Origin of the sequence: Bartonella sp. TS82HLJMH, from assembly GCF_042193495.1 — a bacterium.
Classification (GTDB): Bacteria; Pseudomonadota; Alphaproteobacteria; order Rhizobiales; family Rhizobiaceae; genus Bartonella; species Bartonella grahamii.
Map to the genome: position 1 here is coordinate 1 of NZ_JBHILU010000004.1, position 15,601 is coordinate 15,601.

At 40.6% G+C, this 15,601-nt stretch carries 15 protein-coding genes and 2 pseudogenes; 11 read left to right on the forward strand and 6 right to left on the reverse strand.

The features are described 5' to 3' along the window. The 11 genes and pseudogenes from ACFIKO_RS02670 to ACFIKO_RS02720 all read left to right on the forward strand — a co-directional run. Positions 1 to 1,146 (forward strand): annotated as a pseudogene (locus ACFIKO_RS02670) (tol-pal system protein); the annotation flags it as partial. A gap of 18 nt (positions 1,147 to 1,164) precedes the next feature. Next, a complete protein-coding gene (gene tilS, locus ACFIKO_RS02675; RefSeq protein ID WP_375673202.1) occupies positions 1,165 to 2,652 on the forward strand; it encodes a tRNA lysidine(34) synthetase TilS in 1,488 nt (495 codons plus the stop codon). A 114-nt stretch (positions 2,653 to 2,766) separates the two neighbouring features. Then, on the forward strand, positions 2,767 to 4,917 hold the full coding sequence (gene ftsH / locus ACFIKO_RS02680) for an ATP-dependent zinc metalloprotease FtsH (RefSeq protein ID WP_375619971.1): 2,151 nt from the start codon (positions 2,767 to 2,769) through the stop codon (positions 4,915 to 4,917). A gap of 461 nt (positions 4,918 to 5,378) precedes the next feature. Continuing rightward, positions 5,379 to 6,746: a phosphoglucosamine mutase gene (gene glmM, locus ACFIKO_RS02685; RefSeq protein WP_375673203.1), complete on the forward strand. Its 1,368-nt coding sequence runs from the start codon at positions 5,379 to 5,381 to the stop codon at positions 6,744 to 6,746. Positions 6,747 to 7,557: 811 nt separating this feature from the next. Beyond that, positions 7,558 to 7,653 (forward strand): type II toxin-antitoxin system RelE/ParE family toxin, encoded by a 96-nt coding sequence (locus ACFIKO_RS02690; protein ID WP_375619999.1) that lies wholly within the window; start codon positions 7,558 to 7,560, stop codon positions 7,651 to 7,653. Positions 7,654 to 7,669: 16 nt separating this feature from the next. After that, a pseudogene (locus ACFIKO_RS02695) lies at positions 7,670 to 7,940 on the forward strand (HigA family addiction module antitoxin). Positions 7,941 to 8,107: 167 nt separating this feature from the next. Next, entirely contained in the window at positions 8,108 to 8,296 is a 189-nt protein-coding gene (locus tag ACFIKO_RS02700) for an antitoxin VbhA family protein (protein ID WP_375673204.1), read from the forward strand. Next, the gene (locus tag ACFIKO_RS02705) at positions 8,283 to 8,405 is read left to right on the forward strand and encodes a hypothetical protein (RefSeq protein ID WP_375619968.1); all 123 of its coding nucleotides are present in this window, start codon (positions 8,283 to 8,285) and stop codon (positions 8,403 to 8,405) included. The genes ACFIKO_RS02700 and ACFIKO_RS02705 overlap by 14 nt, the downstream gene beginning before the upstream one ends. Positions 8,406 to 8,458: 53 nt before the next feature. Next, positions 8,459 to 8,677: a hypothetical protein gene (locus ACFIKO_RS02710; protein WP_375619967.1), complete on the forward strand. Its 219-nt coding sequence runs from the start codon at positions 8,459 to 8,461 to the stop codon at positions 8,675 to 8,677. Next, on the forward strand, positions 8,665 to 9,042 hold the full coding sequence (locus ACFIKO_RS02715; RefSeq protein WP_375673205.1) for a Fic family protein: 378 nt from the start codon (positions 8,665 to 8,667) through the stop codon (positions 9,040 to 9,042). The genes ACFIKO_RS02710 and ACFIKO_RS02715 overlap by 13 nt, the downstream gene beginning before the upstream one ends. A 129-nt stretch (positions 9,043 to 9,171) precedes the next feature. Next, positions 9,172 to 9,807, forward strand: a complete 636-nt coding sequence (locus ACFIKO_RS02720; protein ID WP_375673206.1) for a hypothetical protein — start codon at positions 9,172 to 9,174, stop codon at positions 9,805 to 9,807. A 764-nt stretch (positions 9,808 to 10,571) separates the two neighbouring features. Here ACFIKO_RS02720 and virB11 read toward each other — a convergent pair. The 6 genes from virB11 to ACFIKO_RS02750 are packed head-to-tail and all read right to left on the reverse strand — an operon-like array spanning position 10,572 to position 15,599. Further along, positions 10,572 to 11,624: a P-type DNA transfer ATPase VirB11 gene (gene virB11, locus ACFIKO_RS02725; protein ID WP_375673207.1), complete on the reverse strand. Its 1,053-nt coding sequence runs from the start codon at positions 11,622 to 11,624 to the stop codon at positions 10,572 to 10,574. 19 nt (positions 11,625 to 11,643) lie between these two features. After that, positions 11,644 to 12,828: a type IV secretion system protein VirB10 gene (gene virB10 / locus ACFIKO_RS02730; protein ID WP_375673208.1), complete on the reverse strand. Its 1,185-nt coding sequence runs from the start codon at positions 12,826 to 12,828 to the stop codon at positions 11,644 to 11,646. Positions 12,829 to 12,855: 27 nt separating this feature from the next. Continuing rightward, complete coding sequence (gene virB9, locus ACFIKO_RS02735) at positions 12,856 to 13,710, reverse strand: P-type conjugative transfer protein VirB9 (protein ID WP_375619963.1); 855 nt, start codon at positions 13,708 to 13,710, stop codon at positions 12,856 to 12,858. Between the two features lie 2 nt (positions 13,711 to 13,712). After that, positions 13,713 to 14,384, reverse strand: coding sequence for a virB8 family protein (locus ACFIKO_RS02740; RefSeq protein WP_375673209.1), 672 nt, complete (start codon positions 14,382 to 14,384; stop codon positions 13,713 to 13,715). Beyond that, the gene (locus tag ACFIKO_RS02745) at positions 14,381 to 14,668 is read right to left on the reverse strand and encodes a type IV secretion protein VblB7 (RefSeq protein WP_375661705.1); all 288 of its coding nucleotides are present in this window, start codon (positions 14,666 to 14,668) and stop codon (positions 14,381 to 14,383) included. Before ACFIKO_RS02745 ends, ACFIKO_RS02740 begins: the two co-directional genes overlap by 4 nt. A 7-nt stretch (positions 14,669 to 14,675) precedes the next feature. After that, positions 14,676 to 15,599 carry a type IV secretion system protein gene (locus tag ACFIKO_RS02750; RefSeq protein ID WP_375673210.1) on the reverse strand — a complete coding sequence of 308 codons (924 nt, stop codon included), beginning with the start codon at positions 15,597 to 15,599 and terminating at the stop codon, positions 14,676 to 14,678. Positions 15,600 to 15,601 lie beyond the last annotated feature (2 nt).

Here is a 15,601-nt window from a genome sequence, read left to right on the forward strand (position 1 = left end):
AAGAAAGCACCTGAAGCAGCTGATAAAGCAGCTTCTAGCGTGGAGGAAAAAGCCACTGACACTGTTGATCAGGCTGTTGATGCAGTGAAGAAAGCACCTGAAGCAGCTGATAAAGCAGCGTCTAGCGCGGTGGAAAAAGCCGCTGACACTGTTAATAAGGCTGTCGATGCAGTGAAGAAAGCACCTGAAGCAGCTGATAAAGCAGCTTCTAGCGTGGAGGAAAAAGCCACTGACACTGTTGATCAGGCTGTTGATGCAGTGAAGAAAGCACCTGAAGCAGCTGATAAAGCAGCGTCTAGCGCGGTGGAAAAAGCCGCTGACACTGTTAATAAGGCTATTGATGCAGTGAAGAAAGCACCTGAAGCAGCTGATAAAGCAGCGTCTAGCGCGGTGGAAAAAGCCGCTAGTGTTGTGGAGCACCAAGGGATTATTTTAGAGAACCAACAGGCTTTATTTAAAGATTATGATTTAGATAAGCTTTTGCATAAGATACGAATGGTGCTTGAGCATAACAATCTAAAAAATGTTAACAAGCAGTTTCATGGGCTTTTTGATAAAAAAGCCTCGTCTGTTTATTCTTGTTCTTTTGAAAAGTCCGCTGTGGATGAAAAATATCAGACTGTAAAAGAAGAGATGGAGATGGAGCAGGAGCATAGTACAGGTGATCAGACAAAGGTTGCTGCTGTGGAAGCTAAGGTAGAGAGTCATGATCATGAAAACAGTCAGCATTTTGACAAAGCGCATGAAGTAAGTGCTCCAATTGAAGCACATCAGAGTGACAATCTTTCTTCTTCTAAAGCTTTGTATAAGGAAGGATATGATTTTATTCGTTCTGCCAACTATGTTGATGCTGAAAAAAGCTTTTGCGCTTTTCAAAATCGTTACAAAAAAGATTCTTTGAGTGATGATGCTTTATTTTGGTTGGCTGAATCTTTGTTGGGACAAAAACGCTATCATGAAGCAGCACAAGTGTATCTTACCGCATGGTATGCAGATAAAAAGAAGCTCTATACTTCCGAGATTTTGCTGAAATTAGCAAGAAGTATGATCGCTCTTGAGCCAAATAAAGACGATTGTGCTCATCTTGTGAAAAAATCAAAACATCAAAAAACATTAGGGTCTATTTTTTGTAAACCTGCAAAATAAATAGTGAGGTCGTTTTCGGTGTGCGTTAGACTGGCAAGAAATCTCTTTAAAACATCGGATTTTATTCAGTGTCAGAAGTTGATTCTTGCCGTCTCAGGGGGAAGTGATTCTTTGGCTTTGATGTTTTTGGTCAAAGAGCATTTGGAAACTCTCTCAGTTCCTCCAGAAATGATTGTTGTCACGGTTGATCATCAATTGCGTAAAGAATCAATGCGTGAGGTAGAAACTGTTGCGAAAATTTGTCGAGTCCATCGCATTAAACATATCGCTGTGCGGTGGGAAGGTGAAAAACCAAAGACGCATATTGCTTCCAGTGCTCGTGTTGCACGCTATGATCTCTTGGTTAAAGAAGCACAAAAACATGGCGCATCAGTTATTATGACGGGCCATACACTCAATGATCAGGTTGAAACCTATCAAATGCGGTATCAACGTCTCAAAAAGAATAGAGGTGCGGTGTACGGTGAAGCTGGTGCCATGCGTGATGAGGTTTATTCCAGTGGTTTTACCGGTGTTTTGCGCGGTGAAGCCGAGGGTATATATGATGAGGGTCATGCCAGAGAAACGAGAAAAAATATTGCCGAAAAAAACTATGGTCCCCTATATGAGCGTGGTTTATCCTGTATTCCGCGTGAGGCGTTATTGCATAGAAAAGTGCGTTTGATTCGGCCGCTCCTTGGTGTAAAACGCCAAACATTACGGAATTATTTACGCTTGCAAGGACAAACATGGATTGATGATCCAACCAATGAAGATCGCAATTTTGAACGTGTGCGCGTGCGTCAATCTCTTCATCCTGAAAAATTGGCTTATATTGCTCAAAAAATAAATGAAGCAGCATTGCAGCGTCGTCAACAAGCGAAAAATATTGCTGATTTGATCTTAGCGCTGGATATTACTGTTCAACATGGGCGTTGTTTCATAGTAAAGCCTGCGCTATTCTTACAAAAACATTCCAGTTTTCCTTTTGTGGTGGGGCTCTTTGCGGTGTTGATGGGAGGGGGATTTTATTTGCTTCCCAATCAAAAATTAAGCATGCTTGTTCAAAAACTCTGTTTCGATTCTCCAGAAAAGAAGCGTTTTACTTATGCGGGCTCTGTTATTGAATATAATAAACACGGCATTTCTTTGTGGCGTGAAGGGAGAAATATGAAAGAGGCTATCGTTGAGCCAGATAAAACTTTTATATGGGATGGGCGCTATCAGATCACAAATCATGGATCTGAGGCTATAAAGATTGGAGCCGCAAATTTAGAACAGCTGAAATTTTTATTGAAAAATAGCGATTTTGAACTTGAAAAGCCTCATTTTCCCTCTTTACAATCGCTGCTGATGATCTCAAATCACAAAGGGTATGATATTCCAGAGTTGATTTCTCAAGCAGTTGTTCATAAACATGTTATAACCAAGCGGATTATGGCACCTTTCGATTGGCTTTCCTCACGAGAAGATGCTGCTTTGGTAAGTGTTGTGGAATCTTTTTTTAATATTGAGGTGAAAAGATAAAGGAAAATTACGCTAAAAGAAAATAAACAGCTTCTCATCCCTTGGCAAGGGGCTGACAAGGTTATATGTTAAGGGGAACTGTTTGAAATCTATATTTGATTAAGTGGGCTGAATATGAATTCCAATTACCGCTCTCTCCTCATTTGGGGGGTTATTGCCTTAATTTTAATTGTGTCGTTTTCTCTCTTTAATGGAGATAGTCAGCGTTCTGGTGGTGGAGAAGTCTCCTATTCTGAATTTTTGCAAAAAGTTGAAAATAATGAGTTGAAATCTGTGACCATTCAAGGTCAAAAATTAACAGGACAAACCATTGAACATAGAGCTATTTCAACCTATGCTCCTCGCGATCCAGGTTTGATACAAAAATTGGAAAGCAAAAACGTTAATGTTAAAGCTATTCCTGAAAGCTCTGGAAATAGCATTTTCCTCAATCTCCTCTTTTCCTTATTGCCTGTTATTATTATCGTAGGGGCGTGGGTCTTTTTTATGCGGCAAATGCAAAATGGGTCACGTGGTGCAATGGGATTTGGGAAATCAAAAGCGAGATTGCTTAATGAAGCGCAAGGGCGTGTTACCTTTAAAGATGTTGCTGGCGTTGAAGAAGCAAAGCAAGATCTTCAAGAAATTGTTGAATTTTTACGTGAACCACAAAAATTTCAACGCTTAGGGGGGCGTATTCCACGCGGTGTTTTGCTTGTTGGTCCTCCAGGAACCGGTAAAACTTTGCTAGCACGTTCTGTAGCAGGTGAAGCCAATGTGCCGTTCTTTACCATTTCAGGGTCTGATTTTGTTGAAATGTTTGTTGGTGTCGGGGCGAGCCGTGTGCGCGATATGTTCGAACAGGCTAAAAAAAATGCACCTTGTATTATCTTTATCGATGAAATCGATGCTGTTGGACGTCATCGGGGGGCTGGACTTGGTGGTGGAAACGATGAACGTGAACAGACCTTAAATCAGTTGCTTGTCGAAATGGATGGGTTTGAGCCCAATGAAAGTATTATTCTTATTGCCGCAACAAACCGTCCCGATGTGCTGGATCCCGCTTTGTTAAGACCAGGGCGTTTCGACCGACAAGTTGTTGTGCCAAATCCTGATGTTTCTGGGCGTGAACAAATCTTGAAAGTACATGTGCGTAACGTGCCTTTAGCACCTAACGTTGACTTAAAAATTTTGGCAAGGGGAACACCAGGATTTTCCGGTGCGGACCTGATGAATCTGGTAAATGAAGCTGCTCTTATGGCTGCGAGCCGTAATAAAAGAGTTGTTACGATGCAAGAATTCGAAGATGCCAAAGATAAGGTCATGATGGGGGCTGAACGTCGTTCAACCGCTATGACACAAGAGGAAAAAGAACTCACTGCTTATCACGAAGCAGGACATGCTATTGTGGCTCTTAATGTGCCGGTTGCTGATCCTGTCCACAAAGCAACAATCGTTCCAAGGGGAAGAGCATTAGGAATGGTGATGCAATTGCCTGAAGGCGATCGCTATTCCATGAGTTATCGGTGGATGATTTCTCGTTTGGCCATTATGATGGGTGGACGTGTGGCTGAAGAATTAAAGTTTGGAAAGGAAAATATCACATCCGGTGCTTCTTCTGACATTGAGCAAGCAACTAAATTAGCACGCGCAATGATCACACGGTGGGGATTTTCTGATCTGCTTGGAAATGTAGCTTATGGCGATAACCAAGATGAAGTCTTCTTGGGTCATTCTGTTGCGCGAACACAAAATGTCTCTGAAGAAACAGCGCGCATGATTGATATGGAAGTGCGTAAGCTTATTGATGATGCCTATAAAAATGCGACTAACATTTTGAAAACAAAAAGAAAAGAATGGTTTTCTTTGGCACAAGGTTTGTTGGAATATGAGACTTTAACGGGAGCTGAAATTAACGAAGTTATTGCAGGAAAGCCTCCTTCACGCACACAGAAAGATGAGAATGCTGCGCCACGGGGGTCTTCTGTTCCAAAAACTGGAAAAATGAAGACAGAGACAACAGTGGAAGATGAAAAAAAACCTAAAACAGCGCCTCATAAAGCAGAGATCGATAAACTAGAGGAAGACAAAGCAGAGGAAGCTGTTGGGAAAAAAACAGCAAAATCCGGTAATGTTGAGCCTAAGGAGGCGTCGTCTAAAGAAGGGCAGTCGGATAAGACTGAGAAAAAAGCGCAAAGCACAAAAGGTACCACAAAATCAGTCAACCGCTCTAAAAGTAATGCTGAAAAGAAGCCCAGTACTGCGGGAGATGATAAAGAAAAATAAGAACTGTTTAATAACGCTTGAGTAACGATGTTTTAAGAAAATTTCTAAATTCTTTGAGAAAGGCGCAAGCAAAGCTTGCGCCTTTAATGTAATATTTGCAAAAATATGGAAGCAAAAAATTAAGCAAAGCTGTTGTATGATGACAGTTTTAGCAGGCTACAAGGCGAGGTGGTATTTTCCTTTACGGATTTAGAAAATGTGTCAGATTATCCTTTGGTTGTGTTCAGGAGATCTGTAAAGCATTTTGAGGAGATAATATTGCTTGTATGTGCGAGGGTGTGAACATAATGGGTTGGGGTTTAGATGTGTAGATGATGAATAGGATTCTTGATTGTCTAAATGCATGAAAGTTTAGATCAATGATCTGATTTTATATGGGGAGGGAAACTATTGTACCAAGGGGGCTTGTTAGGGTTTTAGAGAAAAGCCAAGGGAAGAATTATACATTAAAGGAAAGAGGCATGGTGCAAAAATATTTTGGTACAGATGGAATTCGGGGAAAAGCCAATTCATTTCCTATGACACCCGATTTTGCCATGAAGGTAGGGATGGCTGTAGGGGTTTTATTCCGCTCACAACATCAATCACGTCGTGTGGTGATTGGCAAGGATACACGATTATCTGGCTATATGTTGGAAAATGCTCTGGTTTCAGGGTTGACTGCTGCGGGGATGGAAGCTTTTTTATTGGGGCCGGTGCCAACACCTGCTGTTGCAATGCTTTGCCGCTCTTTGCGAGCGGATCTTGGGGTGATGATTTCTGCTTCTCATAATCCGTTCTATGATAATGGAATTAAACTTTTTGGTCCTGATGGTTTTAAACTTTCAGATGATATGGAAGCGAAAATTGAACAATTGATCGATACAGATCTTTCAAAGTCTTTAGCAAGTTCTGCTGAAATTGGTTATGCAAAACGGGTTGAGGGGGATATTTATCGTTATATTGAATATGCTAAACGAACCTTGCCGCGTGATGTTCGCTTAGATGCTTTGCGTATTGTTGTGGATTGTGCCAATGGGGCTGCTTATAAAGCTGCTCCCCGTGCTTTATGGGAATTGGGAGCTGAGGTTTTTGCTATTCATGATGAGCCTAATGGTACCAATATTAATCAAAAATGTGGATCAACTGATTTAAGCTCTTTAAAACGAAAAGTGCATGAAGTGCGTGCTGATGTGGGGATTGCTCTTGATGGAGATGGAGATCGTGTTCTCATTGTTGATGAAAAAGCACAAACGGTTGATGGAGATCAGTTGATTGCTGTAATTGCTGAAAATTGGCATAAAATGGGACGATTGCGGCGCAATGGTGTTGTCACAACGATTATGTCAAATCTTGGACTGGAGCGTTTCTTGCACAGTAAAGGGTTGCATCTTGTAAGGACAAATGTTGGAGATCGTTATGTTGTCGATGCCATGCGTCAAAAGGGATATAATGTTGGTGGTGAGGCTTCTGGCCATATTGTGCTTAGTGATTTTGGTACAACGGGTGATGGTTTGGTGGCTGCATTGCAGATTTTAGCCTGTATGAAGGAAACTCAAAGTCCTATGAGCCAATTGTGTAAACAGTTTGAACCTGTACCGCAAATTTTAAAAAATGTAACGATTAAAAATAAAAATGTACTGAAAAAAAATCCAGTCAAAGAGGCAATCGATAAAGCAACGCAACAATTGGGAAAAGAGGCACGGCTGGTGATCCGCGCTTCTGGAACTGAGCCGGTTATCCGCCTTATGGCTGAAGGCGATGCACGAGAAGTATTGGACACAGTCGTGACAGAGTTGATGGATGTTATTATCCATCATGATGTACGCATGGGTACTGCACTTGAGTAATCTTGAGTTTTTTGAGAAAATTATCAGATCATCTTTTGATAAAGCTCTTATTGTAATGCGAGATTTTGGCAATTACAAAAGGTATGATTATTAACTATGTTAGTGATGTAATAACGGTAATGGATATTCTATCTACTAATCAATTAAATAAAAAAGAGAAAAATCGAGTTCTAATAACTATAATGCGTAGAGTGTTCTATAGTTCGTAAGATATTTAAAATATGCTTTTTTTGATTTTCCTTTTTCTTTTGCTTATTCGTAAACTGGTTATTATTTTAACAGAGTTTATAGCGGGGGGAGTTTATTAGTGTTATTCATTCTTTTTACTGGATATACAAGGGGGTGCAGCGCCCTATGAACATCAAACAGCAATGGTCGTTGGTTATATCATCTTGATGTTTCTAAGCGCAGCTGCCAATTGGGGATATGATGCGCTCCTATTACGTTTAGCTCCCCCTAATTATGAACGTATACTTTTCCAATAATGAGTAGAATAATTAGAAAGCAATGAGAATGATCAATTTTTTTCACGACAGTTTTAATGTTTATAAAGTAAAAAAAGCCCTGTGATATAAAAATTATGAAAATTTTTTGTATCTTGTAGTGTTACACGCTATATTTAGTTATGATTTTAGGATTTAAACATAAAAGGATTAAAGCCTTCTATATAATACTGGTACGACTGAAGGGGTTAGAACTGCCCATGCTCAAAAATTAAAGCGTATTCTGGGTGCTCTTGAAGTTGCTATATCGCCAAATGATTTAAACTTTCCGTCTTTTTGATTACCTTTACTAAAGGGCGTTCTCAAAGATTCATTGGTCAATTACTGTAAATGGAAATTGTCGTGTAATATTTCGCTTCGATAGCACAGATGTCGAAATGGTCGATTATCTAGATTATCATTAAAAAGGAGATCCAAACAATGATGAAGAGTCCTTTACATCTCGATGAATTATTGTGTGAAGATGTGATCAAAGAGCTTGGTGTATCCGTTAATGAAGCAGCAGAGCGGCTTGGTATTCTCGAGTGGCACTTCTAGAGTTTTAAATGGAAAAGCCGCTATGAGTGCTAATCTTGCTATTAGGCTTGAAATGTCTGATGTAAGCACAGCACGTGCTCGGCTTGCTATGCAAACAAATTATGATCTATCAAAAAAAATCCTTAACAACAGTCTCATGATCAAGATTGCATAAAAGAGTTTCAAATGGCAATTAAGTTTTTGCAACAGAGACGTATACAAGAGCTAAATCATGCGTATGAGCGTGCAAAGTCAAAAGATGTGAACACGGTAAGATAAGGATAAAATCTTGTTTCTGTAGTCTGTTTGGCTATAATAAATATAAGCAAAGGAGGGTTTTATATGTTGAGTGAAGAGGAAATTAAGCGACGTCGCTTTGCTGCTGAAAATGCATTGGCAAGCCAACGTTTAGAGGGATTAGAGCCAGATCCGCTGGTTGTTGCGCAAATGGAGCGTGTTGTTATTGGAGAGCTCGAAACAAGTGATGTCATCAAAGATTTGTTGGAACGGGTAAACCGTGGAGAAGTATAAAGGGGGCGTTGATCCTTATACTGATGCTGAAACTGGTGTGATGTATAATCGGCTTGGTATTAAAGACAAAGCCACGCTAAGGAGTCTGGAGTCTGCTTTTGCTTATTAAGGTCTTATGAACTTGATAGTACTCCTATTAGGGGTAAATTTGATCTCAATCATATGAAAGACATTCACAAGAAGCTATTTGGTGACGTCTATGAATGGGCAGGAAAGATCCGTTCAATAGATATTACCAAAGGTGGTTGTTTATTTGCTTATCATCATCAGATTGAAAGTTATGCACCGAAGATTACACAGCAGCTTGCAAAAGAACAGTATCTACGTGGTCTTGATGCGGATGAATTCAGCAAAGGGCTGGATATTACATGGGCGAGTTGAATGCGTTGCATCCGTTTCGAGAGGGGAATGGGCGTACTCAGCGTGAATTTATGGTGCAACTTGCTCGTGAAGCTGGTTATCATATCAACTGGAAGGGTATTGAGCGACAAGAAATGACACGTGCGTCAATTAAAGCACATTTTGGTAATTCAGAATATCTGTCTGCACTCATCTATAAGAACCTTACCAAATTTACAGAAAATAAAAGGGATGATGTTTCTCAAAGTGTTGGGAAAAAGATTGCTTTTGGCGTTGATCTTAATAAAGAGTGCTTGGAACAACAAAAAGAGAAGATTGAACCCCCTTGGGATAGAGAAAAGACAAGTTTTTCGAAACTTCAAAAAGAAGAACTTGAAGTAGAGTAATCGCAAAGGGATGTTAATGCTACGTTAAAAGCAACAGAACGAGCGCCATACCTTGCGGCTTATACGGATAACTCTAATTTAGAACAGAAGGCGCTAAGCGCCCTTAGAAATAAAAAATCTTATGTTAATATGTTTAAGGAGTTAAACAGTCATTTAGCATCTATTTATAAAGATCCACAAGAGGCTGCGCTTAGGATTGAGCAAACGATTTTAGCAGGTAAAGGCGATAAACTCTCTGATATTTTGGATAGGGCACCTGATAGAGCGGGCGAACTGCGTGGATCAGATCGTTTTATCGATAAATTGAAGGCTACAGGAAAAGAACGAAAAGAAGCGCTTTATCACGTTCCTTTTGCACTTTCTTCTATTAAAAAGCTTCAATCCTTTTATAAGAATTCTTATGAGACACATATGGATAGTGTTACACGGGAGCGTGAACAGTTAAAAGTAGAGGTTCCGTCACTTTCACAAGAAGCAGTGACTTTTATGAAAAATGTTGAAGCTGGTCGTGATAGTTATTCAAAAATACCAGAGCAGGTTGGTGAAGAATTTTTAAAGCTGAAAAGTGCTTTAGATAAACGTTTTGGACAGGATGCCATTCATAAACAAGACTTTGACTTGTCAAAAGCAATCTCCAAAAATCAGCCTCAAGATAAAAAGCTTGTGAAAGAGTTTCAAATGGCGATTAAGTTTTTGCAACAGAGACGTATACAAGAGCTAAATAATGCGTATGAGCGTACAAAATCAAAAGATGTGACACGATAAGATAAGGAATAAAATCTTATTTTCATAGGCTCGATTAAGCCATATGACAAAAGAGAGGTAATCAAAGGAGGTTTAATATGGATGTGACAAAAGATGTTATACGATCCCGCATATTGAATTTCTGCAAAAAAAGAAAGCATATCGCCTGAAGAATTATTTGATATTGTTTCCTTTATTGCTGTTAATCCAGATGCTGGTGATCTTGTGGAAGGTAAGAGAGGGAAGCCAAGGAAAGTTAGGTTTTAAAGCATAAGGGTAAAAGAGGGAGATATAGGGTTATACCCTTTTTGGGTGGTCAAAATATTTCGGTGTTGATTGAAGATGTTTACAGTCAATCGTCTTGAGGCAATTTGGCACACTCAGAGAGAAATGCGTTGAAGAAAAAATTAACTGTGCTTCTTGATGAATATTGAAAGGAAAAATAATGGATAAGGCAAATAAAGCAGGATCTCTTGTATTACAAGGTGCTCGTGAAGCTTTTGTCTGAAGCTGAAGTGGATGTCACCAAATTTGGTATCTATATTCCTGCAAATGTTGATGTCAAAAAAATCAGAAAATATTGGGTTATAGATATCATTTTCGGCACATTGTGGTTTTTCTGTGGGGCGCATTCGTGATTGGGAATAGGGATAATATTTTTACTTCTTTTTGCTTGTTGTTTTCGATTATTGAAAATGAAATTGAAAGCTATTAATCGTTTTTTTAAGAAAGCTCTATTGGTATCGTTTTTGCTTATAAAAAAGGGTGTGAGGGGTAGCGTTTTTTTAAAAAGCATCACGGCGTTTGAAAGGATCGTAATAGATTTCTGTTACACGAAATTTGCCTTCAAGGCGTTTGCATTGGATGATGACATCTATCATCGAGATTAATAAGCCGCGGATATCATCGCGGGCTAAATTACCACCACCGTCACTTTCTTTGACAAGAAGGGTCATTTGTTCGAAGGCTGCAAGTGCTGTTGAGGCGTGGACGGTGGTAATGGAGCCGGGGTGACCAGAGTTGACGTTACGGATATAGTAAAAGGCTGTACCATCACGCAGCTCTTGTAGAAGGATTCTGTCGGGGCGCATGCGTAAGCCAGATTCAAGCAGTTCTTTTGCGCCTGCTTTTGCTAAGCCTTGGTTATCTTTTGAATAAAAAAGTTGGACTTTGTTTGAATGGGGAACGACAAGTTCTGGGGTGTCTTCAATGGTGAGAATTCGTTCATAGTCAGGGATTTTTGCAATTAAAGCTTTGGAGAGGGTTGTTTTCCCTGAACCGGTTTTTCCCGATATTAAGATATTTTGTTGTGTAATCACGGCTCTTTCTAAAAAGGTGCAAAAATCTTTAGCGATAAAGAGATCTGTTAGCTCTTTTTCTGTATCAGAGAGTTCAGATAACCGTTCAGTCATTTGTTGCGTGGGTGTGAAACTGGTGTTTTGGGCGACAGAAAACAGATTGTTTTCATGTAAACTTTCAAGAGAAAAAGTGCGTGATGAAGGTTTACGAATGGTCATGCTAATGGTATTGGCTGCAACTGCTGGAGGCATAACAATTTGTATGCGTTCGTTGTTTGGCAGTGTTGCGGAGAGAACGGGGTTTTCTACACTGATTTTTTGTGTTGTGTAGGCAGCAACAACTTTTGCAATCCCTTCTAGTTCGCTGTAGGTTAGTTCTTTTAAGATGTGGGTTTGCCAACCATTGGGACCCTCAACGATTACTTCGCCAGGGCGATTGATAACAATTTCAAATAAATTTTCATCATTGAGGAAGTCATCTAAGATCTTTAATTTTGTTAAAACGATGGAGGCTCGTTCTGCATTTTTTGCTGATGGCATAATGTGACTTTATTGGCTTTTATTGAACTTGAGAATGAAAAAAGGAATAGCTGGGAGTAGAGCGGTTCCTTTTGCTCGTTACGGTTAGTTTATAGACAGATGAAAAATCGAGATCTCTTGCTACAAAGATGTTGACGAGTTCGCCTTGAAATTTTTCTAGGGTAGGAGGGATGTTGATTTGATTTTCAAGAGCAATATTGGCGGCTTCTTTTCCAGTGTTGTTTGCGCCTTCAAAACCGCCGCTTCCAGAGTTGTTTGAACCTCCTTTATTGGAATTGCCTGCTATTTTATTTGTTAGGGCGGTTGTGGCACCATCAATAACGGTGAGTAAAAGGGAAGAGCCAAAGCGTTCCCACCAATGGGTGTTGATGTTGCCATCAAAACCGGCTCTGCCTAAACTGTCGGTTGCTGGTGAGGCAAGGGGAATGATGACACCGGTTGGGGTTTTGGCTCTTGTCCAGAGCACAAAGAGGCGAGATTGACCTTGTTTTATTCCACCGCGGTATTCTCCAATGACTTGGGTGCCTTTATCCAGCAAAACAACGCGTCCATTGTCAGAGAGGATGTCACGGTTGATGATGCAGCTTGCAAAGCCTGGTTGGTCGCTGTTTAATGCCGTTTCTAAGATACAGGGGATAGAGGTTCCCATGGCGATGATAAAGTTTCTATTGCCGATGAGTTTTGCTTTTGTTTCTTCTGTTGTGGTCGGTTTTAAAAGGGTTGTAAAATTTTGTGTGTTTTGAAGGGCAGGAGAATTTTGCGCATTTGCGAGATTTTCAAGGGCATGGAATTTTTCAAGGGGGTTGAGAGTCGTGTTGACGATGTCTTTTAATTGAGATTTAGAACCTTTGGCAAAAGCTAAAACAGGGGCGCGTCTTGCGGCATCAAGTAGTGGGTCATCTTTTTTGGGTTCTTGTGCGAGTGGTTGTGGGGGTGGTAAGGTTATTGGTGCTATGTTTGCACGCGGGTCAGAGGGCGCGAGCTCTAAAGGGGCGAGGGAATTGTGAAAGCTTTGTGCTTGTTTTTTATGAGCTTTTGCGGTGTCTTTTTGTTCTGTGGGGGTGGATAAGATGTTCCAGAGCACATAGCCGCAGATTCCTATACAGGCGATTGCGACAACTATTTTTTTGCCGGCGGTTTTGGCGCTATTGTTTTTGCCATCCCCAATAGATCCTCGATCTTCGATGATTGGTTTATCACTCATATGTTGTCCCCTTCAATTCCCGCTTATTTAAAGATCTGATGCAATTTTACGTTCAACAGATGGTGAGGTTGTTCCGGTATTTGGATTTGTGCCTTTTGGTTGATAGGCTTCGTTAAAGACGCATAGGACGTTTTTTCCCTGTCTTAGGGTGAAGCGTGCGCTAATGGCATGGACAATAACCATGTTGCCTCTTGTGGTTTTGGGAATCAGCGATTCTGTACCGTCATTGTTGACGATGTAAATGGCAGGGATTTCTTGGTTGTCGGGAAATGTAAATGTTGTTGTTTTGCCATTGTCATAAACGGAGGAGGGTTCGAGCGTGCTTGATCCTTGAGCGGTGTAAGCCCAATTGCGTGGTCCGTAGGTTTCATAAGCGTTGAAGACACTATCAATACGCTGGGCTTGTTTTTTTTCTTGTCGCATAAGGGCTGCGAGTCTTCTTTGTTCTGCTTCTTCTTGTGGGTAGCGAAATTTCACAAGGAAATATGTTTCTTGTCCAGATGAAATTTCCCCATCTTTGATCATGAGTTCAAATTGATAGGAGCGCTTTGAGCCATCAAGCTTTGTGGTGACGACTTGGAGATTGGTAATGGGTTGGACTTCTCGGGCTTTAAGGAAAAGAATATTGCCAGCGGGGGCGACTTCCCATGCAACGCTGTTGCCAATTGCCACATGGGCAATTTCTTCATTGGGAGAAAATTCTATTTGTACCGATGAGCGTATGGAGCCAATAATTTTTGTGACATTATAGGCATCATAGTTGATAAAGCGAATGCGGCTATCGCTTGGCGCACGGGTGGGAAAAATACTGGCATGGCTCAAGGCTATAGGAGAAAGGGTAATAGCGATGTTAAGAATGAGAAAAAGAATTTTTTTTGTCATGATCAGTTGACCACTTCCGGATCGGTTCTATATTCACTAACAATAAACCCTAGAGGATTTATCAAACGGTTTTGGACAGAGATAGGGGCATTGATATATTCAAAGGTAAGTGTTGCAACCCAGTGGGTGATGAATTCTTTGTTGTTGTCGTTGTCATGAATGGTTCTGTAGTAACGCACTTGGGCAACATCGTCATTGATAAAGGAGATTGATTTTATTGTTATTGTAACAGCAGCGTGTTTATAGAGAATTTGAGGACTTTGGGGATTTCTTGCTCCATACCAGCTGGCAAATCTTTGCTGTTCTTCAGAAGAAGAGAGGAGAGAGACGGTTTGGAAGTTGTGTTGTGTTTCTTCTGTGGTGAAGCCTTCACGGGAGCGGACATATTTTGCAGCAAAGTAGCGTGTGATTGCTTCGTCGACATTGGTGGGACCTTCTTTTAAGGCTTCCACAACTTCAACAATGCCGGTTGAATTGTCCACACGGATGACAAAAGGTTCCACGGTTTTAAGGGGGGTGAGGGTGATGACCGCGAGAGAAGACATTATTGCAACCGCAACCGCGATGCCGGCAATGGCAAGCGAGACGCGGGTGGTGCGGCGTGAGGCGAGTATGCGATCTTGATCGAACGAGCGTGCTTCAGCAATGTATTGTTCTATGTCTTTTTCTTTCATGCTTTTTGCCCGCAATTTTTGTAAGATTTGATTTCTTCATCCGTTAATTTTTGTGCCAGAAGCATTTCCAGCTTCCCTTCTTTTAGGGGTGAAGGGGTGTTGTTACTGATGATAATGGGCGTGGGCGTGGGTTTTTTCCCTTCCCAATTCCACATTGATCTGTTGAGTGGACGTTTAGAATATCCATCACACTTTGGGAGTGACTTCAGTGTGTTTGGTGAAGACATACAGCCACTGAGAAAGAGAAATGGTAAGATGACCCCAATTTTTTTAAATTCCCGCATTTTAAATTTAGACCTTTTTTAATAGTGATGCTAGTTTTTTAATTCCCCTTGTTGCTGCATTAGCAGCTCGTCCACTTAGTTGAGCCGTTGTTTTAGCGACTGGTCCTGATCCTGTAAGAGAAGCCCCCCCAGAGGCTAAAGCTGATGCGATATCAGGGAGTCTGAGGAAAAGGTAAATACCACCAATACCAACAACCAAGAACTGAATTAAAGTAGTGAAGATATTTTTAATATCTCCTGAAAAAACTTTCATTGAAATGTTAACATATAAACCACCAAGCAGCACGACTAACACATATAAAATGATGAAGTTTGCAACTTGCCCTAACCATGCTTCTGTGAATTTTCTGGTTGAGGAAAACATATAGAGGCTTATGAAGAGTGGTCCTATTGATAGGACAAGAAACAAACCCAATTTAGCAAATAATGAAACAACAAAACCGACTAGACAAAAAAAGGCAGCAGCAACTAGGCAGATAAAACCAGCAATCCATGTCGCAATAAACATCCCCATTTGAGTCAGACCTGTGTACTGGTTTGCTGCGTCCAAAACCTGTGCTCCAGCTTTGTTTATCATATTGTCCCATACATTTCGATCCACATGTGCTCCTTGTGTGACATTTGAAATGGCATTAGGCAGATCATGGAAAAATATACCACTGACCCACTCATTATAAACATCGGCGTTTGTGGCAAGTGAAACAACGATGCCGAGTTTGAAAGTTGTCACTATAAATTCCCATAAGGGCATGGAAGAGCGCCCATAGATGATATTGTAGCCCATAAATATAATGTAGATTGTACAAGACAGTTTAAGCGGAGCACCTAAGCTTGATGAAAGATTGACAATGACGTCATTCATTGTCTTTGTAAGGGGTTCCATCAACATATTGTCTATCTTAGTGAATATGCCTTTGCTTTCTACTGCCATTG